Source organism: Enterobacter cloacae complex sp. IR5403 (assembly GCF_049238705.1).
Classification (GTDB): domain Bacteria; phylum Pseudomonadota; class Gammaproteobacteria; order Enterobacterales; family Enterobacteriaceae; genus Enterobacter; species Enterobacter hormaechei_C.
Map to the genome: position 1 here is coordinate 60,196 of NZ_JBMKHP010000002.1, position 22,375 is coordinate 82,570.

24 protein-coding genes are annotated in these 22,375 nt (G+C 56.0%); 14 read left to right on the top strand and 10 right to left on the bottom strand.

What is annotated here, in order from left to right; translation table 11 throughout:
• Window positions 1-102 precede the first annotated feature (102 nt).
• On the bottom strand, window positions 103-684 hold the full coding sequence (gene acpH, locus ACOTW6_RS03265) for an ACP phosphodiesterase (protein ID WP_015571305.1): 582 nt from the start codon (window positions 682-684) through the stop codon (window positions 103-105).
• Between the two features lie 92 nt (window positions 685-776).
• Between acpH and queA the strand changes: the two genes are divergently transcribed.
• The 7 genes from queA to ACOTW6_RS03300 all read left to right on the top strand — a co-directional run bounded on the left by queA (window position 777) and on the right by ACOTW6_RS03300 (window position 7,435).
• The gene (gene queA, locus ACOTW6_RS03270) at window positions 777-1,847 is read left to right on the top strand and encodes a tRNA preQ1(34) S-adenosylmethionine ribosyltransferase-isomerase QueA (RefSeq protein WP_006809916.1); all 1,071 of its coding nucleotides are present in this window, start codon (window positions 777-779) and stop codon (window positions 1,845-1,847) included.
• 53 nt (window positions 1,848-1,900) lie between these two features.
• Window positions 1,901-3,028, top strand: coding sequence for a tRNA guanosine(34) transglycosylase Tgt (tgt, locus tag ACOTW6_RS03275; protein WP_003859110.1), 1,128 nt, complete (start codon window positions 1,901-1,903; stop codon window positions 3,026-3,028).
• A 22-nt stretch (window positions 3,029-3,050) separates the two neighbouring features.
• Window positions 3,051-3,383, top strand: a complete 333-nt coding sequence (gene yajC, locus ACOTW6_RS03280; RefSeq protein ID WP_003859109.1) for a preprotein translocase subunit YajC — start codon at window positions 3,051-3,053, stop codon at window positions 3,381-3,383.
• A 27-nt stretch (window positions 3,384-3,410) separates the two neighbouring features.
• Window positions 3,411-5,258, top strand: a complete 1,848-nt coding sequence (gene secD / locus ACOTW6_RS03285) for a protein translocase subunit SecD (protein ID WP_213788943.1) — start codon at window positions 3,411-3,413, stop codon at window positions 5,256-5,258.
• A gap of 10 nt (window positions 5,259-5,268) precedes the next feature.
• A complete protein-coding gene (gene secF, locus ACOTW6_RS03290; protein WP_003859105.1) occupies window positions 5,269-6,240 on the top strand; it encodes a protein translocase subunit SecF in 972 nt (323 codons plus the stop codon).
• Window positions 6,241-6,378: 138 nt separating this feature from the next.
• Complete coding sequence (locus ACOTW6_RS03295) at window positions 6,379-6,744, top strand: VOC family protein (protein ID WP_062933837.1); 366 nt, start codon at window positions 6,379-6,381, stop codon at window positions 6,742-6,744.
• Window positions 6,745-6,754: 10 nt separating this feature from the next.
• A complete protein-coding gene (locus ACOTW6_RS03300; protein WP_062933836.1) occupies window positions 6,755-7,435 on the top strand; it encodes a helix-turn-helix transcriptional regulator in 681 nt (226 codons plus the stop codon).
• A gap of 125 nt (window positions 7,436-7,560) precedes the next feature.
• On the opposite strand, the gene ACOTW6_RS03305 is transcribed toward ACOTW6_RS03300, so the two are convergent.
• On the bottom strand, window positions 7,561-8,445 hold the full coding sequence (locus ACOTW6_RS03305) for a nucleoside-specific channel-forming protein Tsx (protein ID WP_047051188.1): 885 nt from the start codon (window positions 8,443-8,445) through the stop codon (window positions 7,561-7,563).
• A 268-nt stretch (window positions 8,446-8,713) separates the two neighbouring features.
• Window positions 8,714-9,253 carry a DUF3251 domain-containing protein gene (locus tag ACOTW6_RS03310; RefSeq protein WP_080454696.1) on the bottom strand — a complete coding sequence of 180 codons (540 nt, stop codon included), beginning with the start codon at window positions 9,251-9,253 and terminating at the stop codon, window positions 8,714-8,716.
• A 151-nt stretch (window positions 9,254-9,404) separates the two neighbouring features.
• Between ACOTW6_RS03310 and nrdR the strand changes: the two genes are divergently transcribed.
• The 5 genes from nrdR to thiL all read left to right on the top strand — a co-directional run bounded on the left by nrdR (window position 9,405) and on the right by thiL (window position 13,010).
• Window positions 9,405-9,854 (top strand): transcriptional regulator NrdR, encoded by a 450-nt coding sequence (nrdR, locus tag ACOTW6_RS03315; RefSeq protein ID WP_003859099.1) that lies wholly within the window; start codon window positions 9,405-9,407, stop codon window positions 9,852-9,854.
• A gap of 4 nt (window positions 9,855-9,858) precedes the next feature.
• On the top strand, window positions 9,859-10,962 hold the full coding sequence (gene ribD / locus ACOTW6_RS03320; protein ID WP_062933834.1) for a bifunctional diaminohydroxyphosphoribosylaminopyrimidine deaminase/5-amino-6-(5-phosphoribosylamino)uracil reductase RibD: 1,104 nt from the start codon (window positions 9,859-9,861) through the stop codon (window positions 10,960-10,962).
• An 87-nt stretch (window positions 10,963-11,049) separates the two neighbouring features.
• Window positions 11,050-11,520, top strand: a complete 471-nt coding sequence (gene ribE / locus ACOTW6_RS03325) for a 6,7-dimethyl-8-ribityllumazine synthase (RefSeq protein ID WP_003859098.1) — start codon at window positions 11,050-11,052, stop codon at window positions 11,518-11,520.
• A 21-nt stretch (window positions 11,521-11,541) separates the two neighbouring features.
• Window positions 11,542-11,961, top strand: coding sequence for a transcription antitermination factor NusB (gene nusB / locus ACOTW6_RS03330; protein ID WP_006809908.1), 420 nt, complete (start codon window positions 11,542-11,544; stop codon window positions 11,959-11,961).
• Window positions 11,962-12,038: 77 nt separating this feature from the next.
• Window positions 12,039-13,010, top strand: a complete 972-nt coding sequence (gene thiL / locus ACOTW6_RS03335; protein WP_062933833.1) for a thiamine-phosphate kinase — start codon at window positions 12,039-12,041, stop codon at window positions 13,008-13,010.
• Window positions 13,011-13,102: 92 nt separating this feature from the next.
• Here the strand turns inward: thiL and ACOTW6_RS03340 are convergent, their stop codons facing one another.
• The 4 genes from ACOTW6_RS03340 to xseB all read right to left on the bottom strand — a co-directional run bounded on the left by ACOTW6_RS03340 (window position 13,103) and on the right by xseB (window position 17,169).
• Window positions 13,103-14,077: an aldo/keto reductase gene (locus ACOTW6_RS03340; RefSeq protein WP_017383171.1), complete on the bottom strand. Its 975-nt coding sequence runs from the start codon at window positions 14,075-14,077 to the stop codon at window positions 13,103-13,105.
• Window positions 14,078-14,139: 62 nt separating this feature from the next.
• A complete protein-coding gene (gene dxs / locus ACOTW6_RS03345) occupies window positions 14,140-16,002 on the bottom strand; it encodes a 1-deoxy-D-xylulose-5-phosphate synthase (RefSeq protein WP_062932306.1) in 1,863 nt (620 codons plus the stop codon).
• Window positions 16,003-16,026: 24 nt separating this feature from the next.
• The gene (ispA, locus tag ACOTW6_RS03350) at window positions 16,027-16,926 is read right to left on the bottom strand and encodes a (2E,6E)-farnesyl diphosphate synthase (protein ID WP_015571293.1); all 900 of its coding nucleotides are present in this window, start codon (window positions 16,924-16,926) and stop codon (window positions 16,027-16,029) included.
• Window positions 16,927-17,169 (bottom strand): exodeoxyribonuclease VII small subunit, encoded by a 243-nt coding sequence (gene xseB, locus ACOTW6_RS03355; protein ID WP_003859094.1) that lies wholly within the window; start codon window positions 17,167-17,169, stop codon window positions 16,927-16,929. It abuts the gene before it with no gap.
• Between the two features lie 178 nt (window positions 17,170-17,347).
• On the opposite strand from xseB, the gene thiI reads away from it, so the two are divergent.
• Complete coding sequence (gene thiI, locus ACOTW6_RS03360; protein WP_006809903.1) at window positions 17,348-18,796, top strand: tRNA uracil 4-sulfurtransferase ThiI; 1,449 nt, start codon at window positions 17,348-17,350, stop codon at window positions 18,794-18,796.
• 94 nt (window positions 18,797-18,890) lie between these two features.
• On the opposite strand, the gene yajL is transcribed toward thiI, so the two are convergent.
• Both yajL and panE read right to left on the bottom strand, forming a co-directional pair.
• Window positions 18,891-19,484, bottom strand: coding sequence for a protein deglycase YajL (yajL, locus tag ACOTW6_RS03365; protein ID WP_062932305.1), 594 nt, complete (start codon window positions 19,482-19,484; stop codon window positions 18,891-18,893).
• On the bottom strand, window positions 19,447-20,358 hold the full coding sequence (gene panE / locus ACOTW6_RS03370; RefSeq protein ID WP_047051146.1) for a 2-dehydropantoate 2-reductase: 912 nt from the start codon (window positions 20,356-20,358) through the stop codon (window positions 19,447-19,449). Before panE ends, yajL begins: the two co-directional genes overlap by 38 nt.
• Window positions 20,359-20,483: 125 nt before the next feature.
• Between panE and ACOTW6_RS03375 the strand changes: the two genes are divergently transcribed.
• Entirely contained in the window at window positions 20,484-20,975 is a 492-nt protein-coding gene (locus tag ACOTW6_RS03375; protein ID WP_017383179.1) for a YajQ family cyclic di-GMP-binding protein, read from the top strand.
• 32 nt (window positions 20,976-21,007) lie between these two features.
• Here the strand turns inward: ACOTW6_RS03375 and ACOTW6_RS03380 are convergent, their stop codons facing one another.
• A complete protein-coding gene (locus ACOTW6_RS03380; RefSeq protein ID WP_062932304.1) occupies window positions 21,008-22,369 on the bottom strand; it encodes an MFS transporter in 1,362 nt (453 codons plus the stop codon).
• Window positions 22,370-22,375: the final 6 nt, after the last annotated feature.

Consider the following 22,375-nt stretch of genomic DNA (forward strand, 5'->3'; position numbering starts at 1 on the left):
TATTTGGAACGCAACGCGGGCCAGTATAGAGGCAGTACGGGAATAAGACAAAGAGGTGGTAACAATCGTTCCACCAGCTTTTACCTATCAATCGAACCGACTTCACAGTTCTTTATTTTTCGCCTGCGTCATCATACGCGGGTAGAACTGCCAGAAGCGGGTTTCCAGCGCATCATAATGTTCATCCAGGTCATGCCATGAGTCGCGCAGCGCGTCCAGACGCGGTCGACGGCTCGCCATACCGTTCAGGACGTTCTGAATGAAATCCATCTCGCGGTATCGCTCCAGCCAGCGTTCAGACCAGAGATAGTTATTCAGATTCACAAAGCGCGGCGGGGAGTCCGGCAAAATGATCGACACCTGCGCATGGGCGTAGCGCACAAACTCAGGCAGCGACATATCAGGCGACAGCCGGGACCAGTGGCGCGACAGGAAATGATCCCACATGACGTCGAGCGTGATCGGCGCAACGCGGCGCGTTTCAGGGCGAAACCACGCTTTGGCTTCCGTGACCTCTGGCAGGTTATCGGTCAGCACGTCGATGCGACGGTGCATAAAAATCCCGTCGACAACCTCCGGGGAGTACGCTTCCGCGGGGTTGCCGCGCACGAAATCGGCCAGCAAATTGCCGGAGAGGGAGCTGTCCGCGAGATGAGCGAGATGCAGGTGAGCGAGAAAATTCATGCGTTTTCGTTGTCCGGTGGCGGCTAGTTGTTGCAGCAAAAGGGTGTGAGCACTAGACTATGCCGCCTGTTTTTAAGTCACGAGTATACGTCATGCGCGTCGCCGATTTCTCCTTTGAACTACCTGAATCCCTGATTGCTCACTACCCCATGCCTGAGCGTAGCAGCTGTCGCTTGCTGTCACTGGACGGGCCAACGGGCGCGCTGACGCACGGTACTTTCACCGATCTGCTCGACAAGCTCAACCCTGGCGATCTGCTGGTCTTTAACAATACCCGCGTGATCCCGGCGCGTCTGTTTGGCCGTAAGGCCAGCGGCGGCAAGATCGAGGTGCTGGTCGAACGTATGCTCGATGATAAACGTATTCTGGCACATATTCGCGCCTCCAAAGCGCCGAAGCCGGGCGCTGAGCTGCTGCTGGGGGATGACGAGAGCATCAAAGCGACCATGACCGCGCGCCACGACGCGCTGTTCGAGGTGGAATTCAACGACGAGCGCACGGTGCTTGATATCCTGAACGCCATCGGCCACATGCCGCTGCCGCCGTATATTGAGCGCCCGGACGAAGAGGCCGACCGCGAGCTGTACCAGACCGTGTACAGCCAGAAGCCTGGCGCGGTGGCGGCGCCAACGGCGGGCCTGCACTTTGATGAACCGCTGCTGGAAAAGCTGCGCGCCAAGGGCATTGAGATGGCGTTCGTGACGCTGCACGTCGGCGCGGGGACCTTCCAGCCGGTGCGCGTGGACAGCATCGAAGACCACATCATGCACTCTGAGTATGCCGAAGTGCCGCAGGAGGTGGTGGATGCGGTGCTGGCGGCGAAAGCGCGCGGTAGCCGCGTCGTGGCCGTCGGTACAACGTCGGTACGTTCCCTTGAGAGCGCTGCGCAGGCCGCGAAAAGCGAGCTGATTGAGCCGTTCTTTGGCGATACGCAGATCTTTATCTACCCGGGTTATCAGTACAAAGTCATTGATGCGCTGGTGACCAACTTCCATCTGCCTGAATCGACGCTGATTATGCTGGTTTCCGCGTTTGCGGGGTATCAGCATACGATGAACGCCTACAAGTCTGCGGTAGAACAAAAATATCGCTTTTTTAGCTACGGTGACGCGATGTTTATCACGTACAATCCGCAGGCTTTGAATGAGCGTGTCGGGGAATAAGTCCGCGGCACCGTGTTACAACGTTGGACTGTTTTTCTGACGTCGGAGAAAAAATGAAATTTGAACTCGATACCACCGATGGCCGCGCGCGTCGCGGTCGCCTGGTGTTTGATCGCGGCGTGGTAGAAACCCCCGCGTTTATGCCTGTGGGCACGTACGGCACCGTAAAAGGAATGACGCCGGAAGAAGTTGAAGCCACTGGCGCACAGATTATCCTCGGCAACACCTTCCACCTGTGGCTGCGTCCGGGCCAGGAGATCATGAAGCTCCACGGCGACCTGCACGATTTCATGCAGTGGAAAGGCCCGATCCTCACCGACTCCGGCGGTTTCCAGGTCTTCAGCCTGGGCGATATCCGTAAGATCACCGAGCAGGGCGTACACTTCCGTAACCCGATCAACGGCGATCCAATCTTCCTCGATCCGGAAAAATCCATGGAGATTCAGTACGATCTCGGCTCCGATATCGTGATGATCTTCGATGAATGTACGCCATACCCGGCGGACTGGGACTACGCCAAACGCTCCATGGAGATGTCCCTGCGTTGGGCGAAGCGTAGCCGCGACCGTTTTGACTCCCTGCAAAACAAAAATGCGCTGTTCGGCATTATCCAGGGCAGCGTTTACGAAGATTTACGCGATATCTCGGTTAAAGGTCTGGTAGAGATAGGCTTTGATGGCTACGCTGTCGGCGGTTTGGCTGTGGGTGAGCCGAAGGAAGACATGCACCGTATTCTGGAGCATGTCTGCCCGCAAATCCCGGCGGATAAACCACGATACCTGATGGGTGTGGGTAAACCAGAAGATCTGGTGGAAGGCGTACGTCGCGGCATTGATATGTTCGACTGCGTTATGCCAACCCGAAACGCGCGTAACGGTCATCTGTTCGTTACCGATGGCGTGGTGAAAATCCGTAACGCGAAGCATAAAAGTGACACCAGCCCGCTCGATTCCGAGTGCGATTGCTATACCTGTCGCAATTATTCTCGCGCGTATCTGCATCATCTCGATCGTTGCAACGAGATTTTGGGGGCGCGTCTCAATACCATTCATAATCTTCGTTATTATCAGCGCTTAATGGCTGGTTTACGTAAGGCTATCGAAGAGGGTAAATTAGAGAGCTTCGTGACCGATTTCTACCAACGTCAGGGGCGGGATGTTCCACCGTTGAACGTTGATTAATTTTAATAATGAGGGAATTTGAATGAGCTTTTTTATTTCTGATGCGGTAGCAGCAACGGGTGCACCAGCGCAGGGCAGCCCGATGTCTCTGATTCTGATGCTGGTTGTGTTCGGTCTGATCTTCTACTTCATGATCCTGCGTCCACAGCAGAAGCGTACTAAAGAGCACAAAAACCTGATGAACTCCATCGCGAAGGGCGATGAAGTCCTGACCAATGGTGGCCTGGTGGGTCGCGTAACCAAAGTAGCGGAAAACGGCTACATTGCTATCGCCCTCAACGACACCACTGAAGTGGTTATCAAACGTGACTTCGTAGCTGCCGTTCTGCCGAAAGGCACCATGAAGGCGCTGTAATCCCAACTTTTCCCAAAGGGAACTGCCGTGTTAAACCGTTATCCTTTGTGGAAGTACATCATGCTGGTCGTCGTGATTATCGTCGGCCTGCTGTACGCGCTTCCCAACCTGTATGGTGAGGATCCGGCCGTTCAAATCACTGGCGCGCGCGGTGTCGCCGCCAGTGAGCAAACGCTGATCCAGGTCCAGAAAACGTTACAAGAAGAAAAAATTACCGCTAAGTCTGTGGCACTGGAAGAGGGCGCAATTCTTGCTCGCTTCGACACCACCGACACGCAGCTCCGCGCACGTGAAGCGCTGATGGGCGTGCTGGGTGATAAATATGTCGTGGCGCTTAACCTTGCTCCTGCAACCCCACGCTGGCTGGCTGCGCTGAACGCAGAGCCAATGAAACTGGGTCTTGACCTGCGTGGCGGCGTTCACTTCCTGATGGAAGTGGATATGGATACCGCGCTCGGCAAGCTACAGGAACAGAACATCGACAGCCTGCGCAGCGATCTGCGCGATAAGGGCATTCCGTACACTACCGTACTTAAAGAAGATAACTACGGCATGAGCATCACGTTCCGCGACAGCGCGGCACGCGATCAGGCTGTGACCTATCTGTCTCAGCGTCACCGCGATCTGGTGATCACCTCTCAGGGCAGCAACCAGCTGCGTGCGGTAATGACCGACGCGCGTCTGAGTGAAGCACGTGAGTACGCCGTTCAGCAGAACATTAACATTCTGCGTAACCGTGTAAACCAGCTGGGCGTGGCTGAGCCACTGGTACAGCGCCAGGGTGCTGACCGTATCGTGGTCGAACTGCCGGGTATCCAGGATACCGCCCGTGCGAAAGAGATTCTGGGCGCGACGGCGACCCTGGAGTTCCGTCTGGTTAACTCCAACGTCGACCAGGCTGCTGCGGCTTCAGGCCGTGTGCCGGGCGATTCCGAAGTGAAACAGACCCGCGAAGGCCAGCCGGTTGTGCTGTACAAACGCGTGATCCTGACCGGTGACCATATCACCGACTCCACTTCAAGCCAGGATGAGTACAACCAGCCGCAGGTTAACATCTCGCTGGATAGCGCAGGTGGCAACATCATGTCTAACTTCACCAAGGACAACATCGGCAAACCGATGGCGACCCTGTTCGTGGAGTACAAAGACAGCGGTAAGAAAGACGCCAATGGCCGTGCCGTACTGGTGAAAGAGGAAGAGGTGATTAACATCGCCAACATCCAGTCTCGTCTGGGTAACAGCTTCCGTATTACCGGTATCAGCAACCCGAACGAAGCGCGTCAGCTCTCTCTGCTGCTGCGTGCCGGTGCGCTGATTGCGCCAATTCAGATTGTTGAAGAACGTACCATCGGTCCAACCCTGGGTATGCAGAACATCAAACAGGGTCTGGAAGCGTGTCTGGCCGGTCTGGCGGTGTCCATCATCTTCATGATCTTCTTCTATAAGAAGTTCGGCCTGATTGCGACCTCCGCGCTGATTGCCAACCTGGTGCTGATCATCGGTATCATGTCCCTGCTGCCGGGGGCGACGCTAACCATGCCTGGTATCGCGGGTATCGTTCTAACCCTTGCGGTGGCGGTCGACGCCAACGTACTGATAAACGAACGTATCAAAGAAGAGCTGAGCAACGGTCGTTCTGTACAGCAGGCGATTGAAGAAGGCTACAAAGGGGCGTTCAGCTCCATCTTCGATGCGAACGTAACAACACTGATTAAGGTTCTTATCCTGTATGCAGTGGGTACTGGCGCGATCAAAGGCTTTGCGATTACTACCGGTATCGGTGTCGCAACGTCGATGTTTACCGCTATTGTCGGCACCCGTGCCATCGTGAACCTGCTGTACGGCGGCAAGCGCGTCAAAAAGCTGTCTATCTGAGGAGTGCGTTGTGGCACAGGAATATACTGTTGAACAATTGAACCACGGCCGTAAAGTCTGGGACTTTATGCGCTGGGACTACTGGGCCTTCGGCATTTCAGGTTTTCTGCTGATCTTGTCCATCGTCATTATGGGCGTGAAAGGCTTTAACTGGGGTCTGGATTTCACCGGTGGTACGGTGATTGAAATTACCCTGGAAAAACCGGTCGATATGGACCAGATGCGTGAGTCTCTGCAAAAGGCGGGCTTTGAAGAGCCGCTGCTACAGAACTTCGGCAGCAGCCGCGACATCATGGTGCGTATGCCGCCGGTACACGATGCCAACGGCAGCCAGGAGCTGGGCAGTAAGGTCGTCCAGGTGATTAACGAAACGACCAGTCAGGATGCAACGGTTAAGCGTATTGAGTTTGTCGGCCCGAGCGTTGGTGCTGACCTGGCGCAGACCGGTGCGATGGCGCTGCTGGTGGCGCTGATCTCGATCCTGATTTACGTCGGTTTCCGCTTTGAGTGGCGACTGGCGGCAGGCGTGGTTATCGCCCTGGCGCACGACGTGGTGATCACCATGGGCATACTGTCTCTGTTCCACATTGAGATTGACCTGACGATTGTGGCATCCCTGATGTCCGTTATCGGTTACTCACTGAACGACAGTATCGTGGTATCTGACCGTATTCGTGAAAACTTCCGTAAGATCCGTCGCGGCACGCCGTACGAAATCTTTAACGTGTCGTTGACCCAGACGCTGCACCGTACGTTGATCACCTCCGGCACCACCCTGATGGTGATCCTGATGCTGTTCCTGTTCGGTGGCCCGGTGCTGGAAGGCTTCTCGCTGACCATGCTGATCGGTGTGTCTATCGGTACGGCCTCGTCTATCTACGTCGCGTCCGCACTGGCGCTGAAGCTGGGCATGAAGCGCGAGCATCTGATCCAGCAGAAAGTCGAGAAAGAAGGGGCGGATCAGCCGTCCATTCTGCCGTAAGAGTCTTATGCGGTATCGAAATCCCGGCCTGCTGGCCGGGATTTTTTTTGTCTGCATCTCACAAACACTCCTGACAGTATGCTGTCAGGAGCCCTGTCGTAGACTCCTTCTGAACCCTAACAACAGGCAGGAGGACGTATGAAAAGTGTTATTAACTGGTTTGAAATTCCGGTCGCCGATATGGATCGCGCCATCAAATTTTATGAGCCGGTGATGCAGGTCGTGCTGCGGCGCGAGAAGATGGACGTGGCTGATCTGGCGATTTTCCCGCACGAGGATCCGGCCACCGGCGGCGCGCTGGCGAAATTTGACGGCGTTACACCCTCTTCACAGGGCGCTATTATTTACCTGCATACTGACAATCTGGCGGCCACGCTCGATCGTATTGCTTCTGCGGGCGGTGAGTGCGTGTTTGGCCCGCTGGAACTGCCGCAAGGCATCGGCACTATAGCCCTGTTTACCGACAGCGAAGGTAATCGCGTCGGCCTCCATCAACCGGTATGAGAGTACACCGATGACCCGACGCGCTGACCGATTATTCCAGATTGTGCAGATCCTGCGGGGCAGGCGTCTGACAACGGCAGCGCATCTGGCGGAAAGGCTTGGCGTGTCCGAGCGCACGGTGTACCGCGATATCCGCGACCTGTCGCTTTCCGGCGTGCCGGTGGAAGGCGAGGCGGGAAGCGGATATCGGCTGATGTCGGGTTTTGATTTACCCCCGCTGATGCTGACCAACAAAGAGTCCGAGGCGCTGATGGTGGCGATTCGCCTGCTCAAAACCTGGGGCGGGGAATCGCTGTCGCGCGAGCTGGAGTCTGCTCAGGAAAAAGTGCTGGCGATCCTGCCGGAAGAGAGCCGCCGCAAAGCTGAACAGACGCGGATTTACGCGCCGGATATTGCCCTTCAGCCACATTCCCGTAGTGGTTTCGACGTGATCCACCAGGCCATTTCTGCCCTGCGTGTGCTGGGGTTGCACTATCGCGATGAAGCCGGGCAGTTAACCTGGCGTGAGGTTCAGCCGCTGGGGCTGTTCTTCTGGGGAGAGCACTGGCTGCTGGCCGCGTGGTGCGAACGGCGCGATGACTATCGCTGTTTCCGTCTCGACCGGTGTTTGCATATTACGCTGACGGAAAGACGCTTTAGCGAAAGCGCGGACAGGTCGCTGGCGGATTTTTTGCGGAAGGTGAAGCAGTAAAAAGCCAGCTCAGGAGCTGGCTTATGCGCCGGGTGGCGCTTCGCTTACCCGGCCTACGATTTGCGACGTTATCGGGTTTTGTAGGCCGGGTAAGGCGTAGCCGCCACCCGGCACTAAACGCTGGATTAGAAGTTGTAACCCACGACCAGGTAACCACCCCAACCGGTAGAGCGAACGCTGAAGTCGCCATTGCCGAAGTTCAGGCTGGCGTCGTCGTTCCACTGACCACCGTTGTGCCAGTAACGCGCAACAACAGAGTAGTGCCAGTGATCGTAGTTCAGCGCCAGGATGTGGCTGGACGCGATGGAGTTACTGGTACGAGCGTGCTTCCCGTTGTTGTCATAGAAGTTATCGTCGCCCAGATCTGAACCCCAGTCAAAGTTGGTGAAACCGATATAGCTCAGGTTACCGCCCCACAGCTGAGTGATTGGCACAAAGTATTTCACTTTGAAACGGTAGCCATCCCACTCGTTCTCATTCGATGCGCCATAGTTCTGCCACTGGTATTTCGCATACACGTTCAGAGACAGGCTCATTGGCAGGCCGGTATCGATGTCAGTACCCAGACCCATATACCAGGTGCTCTGTTCCTGAGAATCGTTGCGACCCATGTCATAAATGTAGTTGTTCGCGAAATACCACTCTTTGAACGGACCGAAGCTAAGATCGGTGCCGGTCAGCTTGTCGATGGAGAACCGTGGTTCGATTTCCATGAACAGCGGAGAGCCGTTGTTCCAGATACCTTTGGCATCGGAGTTACCGCCGAAGAATACCGGGAGATCGACGTAGCCGTAGAAATCAAACCAGTCTTTTTTAGCGAACGCTTCGTACTCGAGGTAAGTATCGTTACGGATCTGTGGTCCGAAACGGGTGTGGTAGCTGCCTACCACGTTAACGCTCTGGTGCCACCAGTCGGAGAGGTATTGTGGTTTGTCGTTTTCCGCTGCGTTAACAGTGAAAGAGGAGGACAGTGCCAGAACTGCACCGGCTGCGAGTAATGTTTTTTTCATAATCATGCCACTGATTGAAATTCCCTTCCGGGAGTGAAAAATGCGCGAATTGCGTTTCTAAATATTTCGTGTTTCTGCGGAGCCTATTATAGGAATCCTTGCTCACAAAAATATGTGTTGTTTCACATATCTCTCACATACGTAATCGATTGCGTTCACGTTTGCGTACTTTAGACGGGCGCGATTGTAGCGGCAATCATTTATGTTGCCAATCCATACGAAATGTAAATGTTAGCGGAGTGACATTTCACTCCGCCAAAAGGGGAGGTTATTGCGCGGCGGGTTGAATGTCGTGAATGCGGATAAAGCCTAACTGTTCCGGCGTCAGGCCGCTCAGCTGAACCGGGATGTCCACGTCGCTCGGCGCCAGCGTGCTGGCGGGGGCGGTGAAGAGCTGATTCTTCACGTTCACTTCCTGATAGCTCTCCGTAGTGCCCTGAATCTGGCCCCACTCTACGGTGCCGCTGAACGCGGGAAGCGGATCGTTGGATTCACCCTGAATGCGTAATGTTGCGCGAGTACCATCGGCATTCGCTGCAACATTCACCAGAGACATCTTTAGGGTGCCAATCTGGCTGTTCAGACGCGCGGGCGTGTTTGCACCTGGCAATAAATAAACGCCATTGCTGGATTTGGCATTCAGCGCGTTCTGCTGGGTGATCTTCACGGTTTCTTTGTTAAGTTTGTCCATCGCCACGTTAAGCGTATTCACGCTTTGTTTCATCTCGCGGACTTCGCTTTGCTGTGCGCAGGCGCTGAGCGTGAACAGGCTCCCCACCAGCACTATTTTCAGGTAACGTCTTGTCATTGCGTTTAATTCCTTGAAATCATAGATTGCTGCAATGGTAGACAGGATAGTGCCGTCAGGCATAGATCCTTTGTCTCAAAAGCTCTTCCTTTGTTGTCGGGCCAGTTCAGGGTAAAATAGAAATCAGTTAACCAGATAACAGGGACATCGTATGCATTGCCCATTTTGCTCCGCTGTGGATACCAAAGTCATCGACTCACGTCTTGTAGGCGAAGGGTCTTCCGTGCGTCGTCGTCGGCAGTGTCTGGTGTGCAACGAGCGTTTTACCACCTTCGAGGTGGCAGAGCTGGTAATGCCGCGCGTGGTAAAAAGTAACGATGTGCGCGAACCGTTCAATGAAGAGAAACTGCGTAGCGGGATGCTCAAGGCGCTGGAAAAACGGCCCGTCAGCTCTGATGACGTCGAAATGGCGTTAAACCATATTAAATCTTATCTGCGGGGGTTAGGTGAGCGCGAAGTGCCGAGCAAAATGATCGGCAATCTGGTGATGGAACAGCTGAAAAAGCTCGATAAAGTCGCCTATATCCGCTTTGCCTCCGTTTACCGCAGCTTCGAAGACATCAAAGAGTTTGGCGAAGAGATCGCCCGCTTACAGGATTAAGCCCATGCACGACGAGATGTACATGGCGCGAGCCATGAAGCTGGCGCAGCGCGGTCGGTTTACCACTCACCCTAACCCCAATGTCGGGTGCGTCATTGTTAAAGATGGCGAGATTGTGGGGGAAGGTTTTCACTACCGCGCAGGCGAGCCGCATGCTGAAGTGCATGCCCTGCGCATGGCGGGAGAGAAAGCGCGTGGCGCGACGGCCTACGTGACGCTGGAGCCATGCAGCCATCACGGGCGCACGCCGCCGTGCTGTGAAGCGCTGATTGCGGCGGGCGTCTCGCGCGTTGTCGCCGCCATGCAGGATCCTAACCCGCAGGTGGCGGGCCGCGGGCTGTATCGTCTGCAACAGGAAGGTATCGACGTCAGCCACGGACTGATGATGCCGGATGCGGAAGCCCTGAATAAAGGCTTCCTGAAGCGCATGCGCACCGGCTTCCCCTTTATCCAGCTTAAGCTTGGCGCGTCCCTGGATGGCCGCACGGCGATGGCGAACGGCGAAAGCCAGTGGATCACCTCGCCGCAGGCAAGGCGCGATGTGCAACGTCTGCGCGCACAAAGCCATGCTATTCTCACCAGCAGTGAAACGGTACTGGCTGACGATCCGGCCATGACCGTGCGCTGGGAAGAGCTGAATGCGGATACCCAGGCGCTCTATCCGCAGGAGAACCTGCGTCAGCCGCTGCGCATTATTGTTGATAGCCAGAACCGCGTGACGCCGGAGCACCGCATCGTGCAGCAGCCGGGGGAAACCTGGATTGCCCGCACCAAAGAAGATACGCGCGAGTGGCCGGAAGGCGTGCGCAGCATTATGGTGCCGGAACATAACGGGCATCTCGATCTGGTGGTGCTGATGATGCTGCTCGGCAAACAGCAGGTCAACAGCATCTGGGTTGAAGCCGGTCCGACGCTCGCCGGCGCACTGCTTCAGGCGGGGCTGGTGGATGAGCTTCTCGTCTACGTTGCGCCTAAACTGTTAGGTAATGACGCGCGCGGCCTGTTTGTGCTGCCCGGCCTTGAAAAACTGGCCGATGCGCCGCAACTCTCATTCAGCGAGATTCGTCCGGTAGGACCGGATGTCTGCCTCCATTTAACGACAGCGTAATTGCACCTGAAATAGGGAAGCAGTGCGCAAAGTATTATGATAAAATCCGCCCCCCTGCGGGGCCAAATGAACCCGTAAAGGAAGAGTATGAACATTATTGAAGCTGCTGTAGCTACCCCGGACGCTCGCGTCGCCATCACCATTGCGCGTTTCAACAACTTCATCAACGATAGCCTGCTGGAAGGTGCGGTTGACGCCCTGAAACGTATCGGCCAGGTTAAAGATGACAACATTACCGTCGTTTGGGTACCAGGTGCTTACGAACTGCCACTGGCAGCGGGCGCGCTGGCGAAAACCGGTAAATACGACGCGGTGATTGCGCTGGGTACTGTTATTCGTGGCGGCACTGCGCACTTCGAATACGTTGCGGGCGGTGCAAGCAATGGTCTGGCGCACGTTGCGCAGGATGCTGAAATTCCTGTCGCGTTCGGCGTGCTGACCACCGAAAGTATTGAACAAGCCATCGAACGTGCTGGTACCAAAGCCGGTAACAAAGGTGCAGAAGCTGCACTGACCGCGCTTGAAATGATCAATGTATTGAAAGCCATCAAGGCCTGATTTTTTTGTAAGGGGAATTCCGTGAAACCTGCTGCTCGTCGCCGCGCCCGTGAATGTGCCGTCCAGGCACTTTACTCCTGGCAGTTGTCCCAGAACGACATCGCTGATGTTGAATACCAGTTCCTGTCAGAACAGGACGTGAAAGACGTTGACGTTCTGTACTTCCGTGAACTGCTGTCGGGAGTGGCGACTAATAGCGCGTATCTCGATGGTCTGATGAAGCCATATCTGTCCCGTCTGCTCGAAGAGCTGGGCCAGGTCGAAAAAGCAGTGTTGCGTATCGCGCTGTTTGAGCTGTCTAAACGTGATGATGTGCCGTACAAAGTGGCCATCAACGAAGCGATCGAACTGGCGAAAACCTTCGGCGCTGAAGACAGCCACAAGTTTGTTAACGGCGTGCTGGATAAAGCCGCACCTGCGATCCGTCCCCACAAAAAGTGATCCGCAAACCGGAGTCCTGCATTGCCCCAACGGCAGTGCGGCTCCGGTTTTTTCTTTTATTTGCTGAGGCATAACGTATGGCATGCGGCGAATTCTCCCTGATTGCCCGTTATTTCGACCGTGTCAGAACCTCTCGTCTTGATGTTGAAACCGGTATTGGCGATGACTGCGCACTTCTCAATATTCCCGAAAAACAGACGCTGGCAATCAGCACCGACACCTTAGTGTGTGGGCGACATTTCCTGCCGGATATCGATCCTGCCGATCTGGCGTATAAGGCGCTGGCGGTTAACGTCAGCGATCTGGCGGCAATGGGCGCCGACCCGGCCTGGCTGACGCTGGCGCTGACCCTGCCGGAGGTGGATGAAGCCTGGCTTGAAGCCTTCAGCGATGCCCTGTTTGAACAGCTGAATTATTACGATATGCAGCTGATTGGCGGTGATACCACCGCCGGTCCGCTGTCGATGACCCTGGCAATCCACGGCTATGTGCCTGCCGGGCGCGCGCTGAAGCGTTCGGGCGCAAAACCGGGTGACTGGATCTACGTGACCGGTACGCCGGGCGACAGCGCGGCAGGGCTGGCGATCCTTCAGAACCGTTTAACGGTTGAAGATGCTGACGATGCGGCGTATCTGGTGAAGCGCCATCTGCGGCCAACGCCGCGTATTCTGCACGGTCAGGCGCTGCGCGAGCGGGCAAGCTCCGCAATCGATCTCTCTGACGGGCTGATCTCCGATCTCGGTCATATCCTGAAAGCCAGCGGCGTGGGCGCACGCGTTGACCTGGATCTGTTCCCGCTGTCGGCGCAACTGCTTCGCCATGTCGAACCTGAACAGGCGCTGCGCTGGGCGTTATCCGGTGGAGAAGATTATGAGCTGTGCTTCACCGTGCCTGAGCTGAATCGCGGAACGCTGGATGTGGCGTTAGCGCATCTGGGGGCGAAATTTACCTGCATCGGGCAGGTGATGCCGGAAAGTGAAGGGCTGCTGTTTGTCCGCGACGGCGCCCCGGTTACGCTTGACTGGAAAGGGTACGATCACTTTGGGTGAGTGTTTTGCCGGGTGGCGGCTTCGCCTTACCCGGCCTACGATCGCACTTTATTTGTAGGCCGGGTAAGGCGAAGCCGCCACCCGGCAAGTGTTTATTTAAACCCTACCACCGGATGCTGCTGATACGGCGTTTCCAGTTCGGCAATCTGCTCCGGCGTCAACGATAAGTCCACCGCACTTAACAACTCATCCAGCTGTTCTTCCCGCGATGTGCCCACAATCGGCGCGGCGACACCGCGCTTGCTCAGCAGCCACGCCAGCGCCACCTGCGCGCGCGTTGCACCGATATCGTCGGCGATCCCGGCTAAGCGTTCGGCAATTAACGCATCGCTGGCTTCTGTATCGTCATACAGGTTTTTACCCACTTCATCCGATACCAGCCGGGCGGTAGTTTCCCCCCACGGACGGGTTAACCTTCCGCGCGCCAGCGGGCTCCACGGGATCACCGCCACGCCTTCCTGGTAGCAGAGCGGCAGCATCTCGCGCTCTTCTTCCCGGTAAATCAGGTTGTAGTGATCCTGCATGGTGACAAAGCGCGCCCAGCCGTGCTGCGCCTGGAGATCGAGCGCCTGGGCAAACTGTGAGGCATGCATGGACGATGCGCCGATGTAGCGCGCTTTACCGGCTTTCACGACGTCGTTCAACGCTTCAAGCGTCTCTTCGATCGGGGTGTTGTAATCCCAGCGGTGGATTTGCAGCAGGTCGACGTAATCCATGTTCAGGCGTCTGAGGCTGTCATCAATGGAACGCAGGATCTGCGCGCGAGATAGGCCTTCCGCCAGATCGCCTGACGGGTAGTACACCTTAGTGGCGACCACAACGTCATCACGACGGGCAAAATCTCGCAGGGCGCGGCCCACAATCTCTTCGCTACTGCCGTCGGAGTAGCTGTTGGCGGTATCGAAGAAGTTGATGCCGCCGTCAATGGCGCGCTTGATGATGGGGCGGCTGCTCTCTTCCGGCAGCGTCCAGGCATGATTTCCCCGGTCAGGCTCGCCAAACGTCATGCATCCCAGGCAAAGCCGGGACACCTTAAGATCCGTTTTTCCTAATGTCGTGTATTGCATGGTTCCGCTCCTGCTGTTTAAACAATACGTTTAAGCATAGCAGGAGCAGAAAAGGGGAGGGATCAGGTCAGCCAGGTGCGGATTTTAGCTTCGATACCGGCGGCGTCCAGACCAATGTCGGCGCGCGCCTCGTCCTGGGTGCCTTGCGGGATGAAGTGGTCCGGCAGACCGAGGTTAAGCACCGGAACGGCTTTACGGTTCGCCATCAGCACTTCATTCACGCCGCTTCCCGCGCCACCCATGATGGCGTTCTCTTCCAGCGTGACCAGCACGTCATGGCTTTCCGCCATGCTCAGAATCAGAGATTCATCGAGCGGCTTCACGAAGCGCATATCGACCAGCGTCGCATTCAGGTTTTCAGCGACTTTTGCCGCTTCCGGCATCAGCGTACCAAAGTTCAGGATCGCCACTTTTTCACCGCGGCGTTTCACCAGACCTTTACCGATATCCAGTTTTTCCAGCGGCTGTAATTCAACGCCAAGGGCATTACCGCGTGGATAACGTACCGCGCAGGGACCGTCCTGATAGTGGTAACCGGTATACAGCATCTGACGACACTCGTTTTCGTCGCTTGGCGTCATGATCACCATATCAGGGATGCAACGCAGGAAGGAGAGATCAAACGCGCCCTGGTGCGTCTGGCCGTCAGCCCCCACAATGCCCGCGCGATCGATAGCAAACAGCACCGGCAGCTTCTGGATGGCAACGTCATGGATAACCTGATCGTAGGCGCGTTGCAGGAAGGTAGAGTAGATCGCGACCACCGGCTTGTAGCCGCCAATCGCCAGTCCCGCTGCGAAGGTCACCGCGTGCTGTTCGGCAATGGCGACGTCGAAATACTGGTCCGGGTATTTTTTGGAAAACTCGACCATGCCGGAGCCTTCACGCATGGCAGGCGTTACCGCCATCAGCATGTTGTCTTTCGCCGCCGTTTCGCACAGCCAGTCGCCAAAGATTTTTGAGTAGCTCGGCATCCCGCCGCTGCTTTTCGGCAGGCAGCCGCTGGTATGGTCGAACTTAGGCACCGCGTGGAAGGTGATCGGATCTTTTTCCGCCGGTTCGTAACCACGCCCTTTTTTGGTCATGATGTGCAGGAACTGCGGGCCTTTCAGGTCGCGCATATTTTTAAGCGTCGTCACCAGGCCCAGCACATCGTGGCCGTCCACCGGGCCAATATAGTTAAAGCCCAGCTCTTCGAACAGCGTACCCGGCACGACCATGCCTTTGATGTGTTCTTCGGTACGCTTAAGCAGCTCTTTGATCGGCGGTACGCCGGAGAAGACTTTTTTACCGCCTTCACGCAGTGAGGAGTAAAGCTTGCCGGACAGCAGCTGCGCCAGATGATTATTCAGCGCGCCGACGTTCTCGGAGATCGACATTTCGTTATCGTTGAGGATCACCAGCATGTCCGGTTTGATATCGCCCGCATGGTTCATGGCCTCAAAGGCCATCCCCGCGGTGATCGCCCCGTCGCCAATTACGCAGACGGTGCGGCGTTGTTTATTCTCTTTTTCGGCGGCAACGGCAATACCAATGCCCGCAGAAATGGAGGTGGAAGAGTGACCGACGCTTAACACGTCATATTCACTCTCGCCGCGCCACGGGAACGGGTGCAGGCCCCCTTTCTGGCGAATGGTGCCAATTTTATCGCGACGTCCGGTCAGAATTTTGTGCGGATAGGCCTGGTGGCCGACATCCCAGATCAGCTGATCGAACGGCGTGTTATAGACGTAATGCAACGCCACGGTCAGCTCAACCGTGCCAAGTCCGGAGGCGAAGTGGCCGCTGGAGCGGCTAACGCTGTCGAGCAGGTAGCGACGCAGCTCGTCACACAGCTTCGGCAGACTCTCTTTCGGCAACAGACGTAACTCCTGAGTGGAGTCAACTAACGCCAGTGTCGGGTATTTGGCAATATCAAAACTCATCAAAGGCTCATCGAGATTTATAGTTTATTTATCACGCTGGATTATGTAGTCCGCTAGCGCTTCCAGTGCCGAGGTATCCAGCGATTGCGCGGCCAGCTCATTCAGCGACCGGCGGGCATCGTCTATCAGATCCCGGGCTTTACGTTGGGCATGCTCAAGGCCCAACAGGGCGGGGTAGGTACTTTTGCCAAGCTGCTGATCCGCACCCTGACGTTTTCCCAATGTTGCAGTATCGCCCACCACATCCAGAATGTCATCCTGAACCTGGAATGCCAGACCGATACTTTCTGCGTATCTGTCCAGAATCGGCAGGGCTTTACGCCCGCGTTCACCCGCGCTCAACGCGCCCAGGCGAACGGCTGCACGAATCAGTGCGCCCGTTTTGTGACGGTGGATGCGCTCCAGCTGTTCCAGAGTAACCTGACGCCCTTCAGCCTCTAAATCCAGCGCCTGGCCGCCGCACATCCCGGCGACGCCGCTGGCCATTGCCAGTTCGGACACCATTGCCAGACGATCGCGATCGCTCACCTCAACCATCGGCGCATCGCTCAGAATGGAAAAGGCCAGGGTTTGCAGCGCATCCCCCGCCAGAATGGCATTCGCTTCGCCAAATTTGATATGGCAGGTTGGCTGACCGCGACGCAGATCGTCATCGTCCATGGCCGGCAAATCATCATGGATCAGCGAATAGGCGTGGATACACTCCACGGCGGCTGCCGGGGCGTCCAGCGTGTTATCGCTGATACCGAACATATTGCCCGTGGCATACACCAGGAACGGACGCAGGCGTTTACCCCCCAAGAGTGCGCCATAGTGCATGGCTTCAACCAGTGGAGTGTTCTGAAAAGGCTGCGGCTCAATGAATCGGCGCAGCGCATCGTTGGCGCGGATGACGCGCGCCTGAAGCGCGTTGGAAAAATCCATTTACTCGGCGTCCGGTGTGAATGGCGTGGTTTTAGCGTCTTCGCTGTCGGAAAGCAGGATCTGCACACGCTGCTCGGCCTGCTGGAGTTTTACCTGCCCCTGGCGCGCAAGCTGCACGCCGCGTTCAAATTCGTTGAGCGCGTCTTCCAGCGGGAGATCGCCGCTCTCAAGACGGGTAACGATCTGCTCCAGTTCACTCAGCGCAGTTTCGAAACTGGCCGGTGCGTCGTTTTTCTTCGGCATAGTGAATTGACTCTTAAATTTTTCGCCCTGACATGGTAACGGACTCGGGGCAATTATCAAATAACGCGAGTGGCGCGATGGTGGTATACTTGCGCGCCTGGATGCAGCCACGGGTGTGGGCTGCTGTATCATTTTCCACTACAAGCCTTTATAAGCTTGCCTAAGAAACATTGCCGCCATGAAGTTTATCATTAAATTGTTCCCTGAAATCACCATCAAAAGCCAATCCGTGCGTTTGCGCTTTATTAAAATTCTCACCGGGAACATTCGTAACGTATTAAAACACTACGACGAAACGCTCGCCGTGGTGCGTCACTGGGATCACGTTGAAGTCCGCGCGAAAGACGAAAACAAACGTCTTGATATTCGCGACGCGCTGACCCGTATCCCGGGTATTCACCATATTCTGGAAGTGGAAGACGTTCCCTTCACCGATATGCACGATATCTTCGAAAAGGCGCTGGTACAGTACCGCGACCAGATCGAAGGGAAAACGTTTTGCGTGCGCGTGAAGCGCCGGGGTAAGCATGAGTTTAGCTCTATCGAGGTTGAGCGCTACGTCGGCGGAGGTCTGAACCAGCACGTTGAAACGGCGCGCGTGCGCCTGACTAACCCGGACGTCACCGTTAACCTTGAGATCGAAAACGATCGCCTGCTGCTGGTCAAGGGCCGTTACGAAGGGATTGGCGGTTTCCCTATCGGCACTCAGGAAGATGTGCTGTCGCTGATCTCCGGCGGGTTCGACTCCGGCGTGTCCAGCTATATGCTGATGCGTCGCGGCTGCCGCGTGCACTACTGCTTCTTTAACCTGGGCGGCGCGGCGCATGAAATCGGCGTACGTCAGGTGGCGCATTACCTGTGGAACCGCTTCGGCAGCTCTCACCGCGTGCGTTTTGTGGCGATCAACTTTGAGCCGGTGGTCGGCGAAATCCTCGAAAAAGTGGACGACGGCCAGATGGGCGTGGTCCTGAAACGTATGATGGTGCGTGCGGCGTCCAAAGTGGCTGAGCGCTACGGCGTGCAGGCGCTGGTCACCGGTGAAGCGCTGGGGCAGGTCTCCAGCCAGACGCTGACCAACCTGCGCCTTATCGACAACGTGTCTGATACGCTGATCCTGCGTCCGCTGATCTCTCACGATAAAGAGCACATCATCGATCTGGCGCGTAAAATCGGTACTGAAGATTTTGCCCGTACCATGCCGGAATATTGCGGTGTGATTTCAAAAAGTCCAACCATTAAAGCGGTGAAGGCGAAGATCGAAGCGGAAGAAGAGAACTTCGATTTCAGCATCCTGGAAAAAGTGGTGGCGGAAGCGTCCAACATCGATATCCGTGAGATCGCCCAGCAGACCGAGCAGGAAGTGGTTGAGGTAGAGACGGTCAGCGGCTTCGGTGCTAACGATACGATTCTGGATATCCGTTCTGTTGATGAGCAGGATGACAAGCCGTTGCAGGTGGAAGGCGTGGAAGTGGTTTCGCTGCCGTTCTACAAGCTGAGCACCCAGTTTGGCGATCTCGACCAGAGCAAAACGTATCTGCTGTGGTGCGAACGTGGGGTCATGAGCCGTTTGCAGGCGCTGTATCTGCGTGAGCAGGGCTTCGCCAATGTGAAGGTGTATCGCCCGTAGTTTCTCGCCCGGTGGCGCTTCGCTTACCGGGCCTACGGTACCGTGCATTTGTAGGCCGGGTAAGGCGTAGCCGCCACCCGGCTTTTTTTATGCACTACTCTTCATAGTAATTATAAATCCCCGCCGCCATCACCAGTGATGACGCCACTTCGTACGCTTTTTCGCGCCCGACCAGCAGGTCAATAATCTTCAGGCCAAAATCAATGGCGGTGCCCGGCCCCTGGCTGGTGAGCAGGTTAACGCGTGGATCCCAGACCACGCGTTTATCCACCCACTGCTCTTCCGGAATGGTGTCCTTCAGGCCAGGGAAGCCGGTCATATTGCCGATGGGGAAAATGTCGTGCGGAACCAGCACCGTGCCTGCGGCCGCACAGATTGCCGCGACGATACGCCCGGAAAGATGAAACTGACGAACGGTTTCAACCAGCAGCGGGCTGTCGCGGAAACACTCTGCCCCCTTCAGACCGCCCGGCAGAACGATAATGTCGTAATCACCGTCCGCCACCTGTACAAGCGGTGCATCCGCCAGGATCTTCACCCCACGCGAGCAGGTAATCGCCAGACTTCCGTCGCTGGCGACGCTGGCGGTAGTAACCTTAATACCACCACGCACCAGCAAATCAATGGTGGTGACCGCTTCTGTCTCTTCGCTACCAGGGGCGAGGCATACCAGTGCCGATGCGCTCATACTCACTCTCCTTTCGTTTTACTAACTCAAACAGACGGCTGTTTTCCGCAACGGTAATACCGTGTGCCCGGGCGCGTTTTAACAGATAACCGGTTATGTAATCAATTTCGGTATGCCGCATAGCCCGGATATCCTGCAACATTGAGGAGATATTTTCTGCCGTACTCTCAATGACCTGGTCGACATAATAACGTAAATCGGACTCTGAGGTGTGGTAGCCTTCGCGTTCAATGACGGCGGCAACTTCCCGGCAAATCAGCGCTACCCGATCGGGATGCTGGCGCAGTTCACCGTTAGGGCAATCCAGCAGGGCGGTCAGCGGATTGATCGCACAGTTGACCGCCAGTTTGCGCCACAGTTCCGCGCGAATGTTATTGTGCCAGGCGACGTCAGGCAGCGTGCTTTGCAGGGTATCCGCAAGATAGCTGTAATCGCCGGGCTGTTCACGCGCAGGACCGATATGGGTGATACCACTGGCTACATGGATAATGACGTTACCGTCGCGACGTGCCGCGTGGGTGGTTGTCCCCATCAGCAGCGGTTGCCGGACAGATTTTAGCTCTTCAATGGTACCCATACCGTTGTGAATCAGCAGGATTGGCGTGCTTTCAGGTAACTGGGCGGCCAGGCTTTTCACCGCATCGGAGACCTGCCAGGCCTTCAGCGTGACCAGCAGCAAATCGCTGGTGGCAAGAAATTCCGGATCGTTTGCCGTCAAAGACTCGTTAAAAATTGAACCGTCTGTACCAATCACGTTCACACTGCAATAGGGCTGGGGAATTCGCAGCCAGCCCTGAACGTCGTGTCCCTGTTTGCATAGCGCTGTAAGCCAGAGTTGGCCAAGGGCTCCGCATCCAAGCACTGTTACTTTCATCGTTCCTCCTCACCTGCAACGGCGCCAGGTGCTATGACGCTAAGTATAGCGCCATCAGCTAAGCTTCTCGTTATGCCTCGTTGCGGGTATTATGCAACGCAACAAAAATGAAGGGAGAAGAAAAGATGCCATCTTTCGATATTGTTTCTGAAGTTGATTTGCAGGAAGCGCGTAACGGCGTAGAAAATGCTGTCCGTGAGGTTGAGTCACGTTTCGATTTTCGTGGCGTTGAGGCGACCATTGAACTGAACGACGCGAACAAGACGATCAAAGTCCTGAGCGAGTCTGATTTCCAGGTTAACCAGTTGCTGGATATCCTGCGCGCCAAGCTGCTCAAGCGCGGCATTGAAGGGACCTCACTCGATGTACCGGAAGATTTTGTTCACAGCGGCAAAACCTGGTTTGTGGAAGCGAAGCTGAAGCAGGGGATTGAGAGCGCGGTGCAGAAAAAAATCGTTAAGCTTATCAAAGACAGTAAGCTCAAAGTGCAGGCGCAGATCCAGGGTGAAGAGATCCGCGTGACCGGAAAATCCCGTGATGACCTGCAATCCGTGATGGCGCTGGTGCGTGGCGGCGATCTCGGTCAGCCATTCCAGTTTAAAAACTTCCGCGATTAAGACAATCATGCCCGGCTAAACCGGGCATTTTTTCAGGCCTTCAGCGCCTGCTCCACCTCAAAGCGGTTAGTCACTTTGCTGTCAATTTTGACATACGCACTGCGCTCTTCCGGGACAATCAGCACTTCGCTCACGCCCTCTGTCGCTTCCAGACGCTGTTTTAAGGCGTCACCGATTGCCACGTCATCGGGAATTTCTACCCGCAGGCTACTTACATAGCGCGGCTCTTTCATGGTGCTGGCAACAAACAGCCAGAGCATCGCCAGCAGCGCACCGGCGAGGAAAACGGTCTGGGAGTCAAACAGACCGTCCACCCAGCCGCCGAGCGACCCGCCGATCGCCACGCCGAGAAACTGGCTGGTGGAGTAAATGCCCATCGCGGTGCCTTTGTATCCTGCCGGAGACTCTTTGCTGATAAGCGACGGCAGCAGGGCTTCCATCAGATTAAACGCCAGGAAGAACAGCTGTACGCCGGCGATCAGTTCCCAGAAATGCGGGCCGGCGCCCCACAGCACAATCTCGGCAATCAGCAGTAACGCCACGCAGCCCACGAAGACGCGTTTCATTTTGCGCTTCACTTCGGCGTAAATAATGAAGGGCACAACGGAGACAAACGAGATCAGCATTGTGACCAGATAAATTTTCCAGTGCTCTGCCGCCGGGAAACCGGCTGCGGCAAGTTGACCGGGCAGGGCGACGAAGGTGGACATCAGCAGAATGTGCAGGCACATAATGCCGAAGTTCAGCTTAAGCAGGCGCGGCTCGACGATGACTTTGCTGAAGCAGCCTTTCACCATCCCGGATTCACGGTTCAGGACATGGTTTTTACTGTCAGGCACAACCCACAGCGTGAGTGCGATCCCGATGGTCGCCAGCCCCGCAATCATCCAGAACAGGGCGTGCAGGCCGAGCGCATGAGTGATGACAGGCCCCAGCACCATGGCAATGGCAAACGTGACCCCGAAGCTGACGCCGATAAACGCCATGGCTTTGGTGCGGTTTTGCTCGCGGGTTAAGTCTGACAGCAGCGCCATCACGGCGGCGGCAATCGCCCCGGAACCTTGCAGGGCGCGCCCAAGAATAATTCCCCAGATGGAGTGGGAGAGGGCGGCGATGATGCTGCCAAGTACAAACACCAGCAGCCCGCCGACAATCAGCGGTTTGCGACCCACGCGGTCGGAGAGCAGGCCAAAGGGGATCTGGAATATCGCCTGCGCCAGACCGTAGATACCAATCGCCAGACCGATCAGCGCTTCGCTGGCGCCCTGTAACGCCATGCCATATGTGGTCAGAACGGGCAGGACCATAAACATGCCAAGCATCCGCAGCGAGAAAACAGTCCCTAAACCCCAGGTCGCACGCAGTTCGCCTGGCGTCATTTTATAATCGTTCATTACCAC

Coding starts and splice junctions, on each gene's coding strand:
- acpH (WP_015571305.1), bottom strand. CDS start 684: ATGAATTTTCTCGCTCACCTGCATCTCGCTCATCTCGCGGACAGCTCC.
- queA (WP_006809916.1), top strand. CDS start 777: ATGCGCGTCGCCGATTTCTCCTTTGAACTACCTGAATCCCTGATTGCT.
- tgt (WP_003859110.1), top strand. CDS start 1,901: ATGAAATTTGAACTCGATACCACCGATGGCCGCGCGCGTCGCGGTCGC.
- yajC (WP_003859109.1), top strand. CDS start 3,051: ATGAGCTTTTTTATTTCTGATGCGGTAGCAGCAACGGGTGCACCAGCG.
- ACOTW6_RS03295 (WP_062933837.1), top strand. CDS start 6,379: ATGAAAAGTGTTATTAACTGGTTTGAAATTCCGGTCGCCGATATGGAT.
- ACOTW6_RS03300 (WP_062933836.1), top strand. CDS start 6,755: ATGACCCGACGCGCTGACCGATTATTCCAGATTGTGCAGATCCTGCGG.
- ACOTW6_RS03305 (WP_047051188.1), bottom strand. CDS start 8,445: ATGAAAAAAACATTACTCGCAGCCGGTGCAGTTCTGGCACTGTCCTCC.
- ACOTW6_RS03310 (WP_080454696.1), bottom strand. CDS start 9,253: ATGACAAGACGTTACCTGAAAATAGTGCTGGTGGGGAGCCTGTTCACG.
- nrdR (WP_003859099.1), top strand. CDS start 9,405: ATGCATTGCCCATTTTGCTCCGCTGTGGATACCAAAGTCATCGACTCA.
- ribD (WP_062933834.1), top strand. CDS start 9,859: ATGCACGACGAGATGTACATGGCGCGAGCCATGAAGCTGGCGCAGCGC.
- ribE (WP_003859098.1), top strand. CDS start 11,050: ATGAACATTATTGAAGCTGCTGTAGCTACCCCGGACGCTCGCGTCGCC.
- thiL (WP_062933833.1), top strand. CDS start 12,039: ATGGCATGCGGCGAATTCTCCCTGATTGCCCGTTATTTCGACCGTGTC.
- ACOTW6_RS03340 (WP_017383171.1), bottom strand. CDS start 14,077: ATGCAATACACGACATTAGGAAAAACGGATCTTAAGGTGTCCCGGCTT.
- dxs (WP_062932306.1), bottom strand. CDS start 16,002: ATGAGTTTTGATATTGCCAAATACCCGACACTGGCGTTAGTTGACTCC.
- ispA (WP_015571293.1), bottom strand. CDS start 16,926: ATGGATTTTTCCAACGCGCTTCAGGCGCGCGTCATCCGCGCCAACGAT.
- xseB (WP_003859094.1), bottom strand. CDS start 17,169: ATGCCGAAGAAAAACGACGCACCGGCCAGTTTCGAAACTGCGCTGAGT.
- thiI (WP_006809903.1), top strand. CDS start 17,348: ATGAAGTTTATCATTAAATTGTTCCCTGAAATCACCATCAAAAGCCAA.
- yajL (WP_062932305.1), bottom strand. CDS start 19,484: ATGAGCGCATCGGCACTGGTATGCCTCGCCCCTGGTAGCGAAGAGACA.
- panE (WP_047051146.1), bottom strand. CDS start 20,358: ATGAAAGTAACAGTGCTTGGATGCGGAGCCCTTGGCCAACTCTGGCTT.
- ACOTW6_RS03375 (WP_017383179.1), top strand. CDS start 20,484: ATGCCATCTTTCGATATTGTTTCTGAAGTTGATTTGCAGGAAGCGCGT.
- ACOTW6_RS03380 (WP_062932304.1), bottom strand. CDS start 22,369: ATGAACGATTATAAAATGACGCCAGGCGAACTGCGTGCGACCTGGGGT.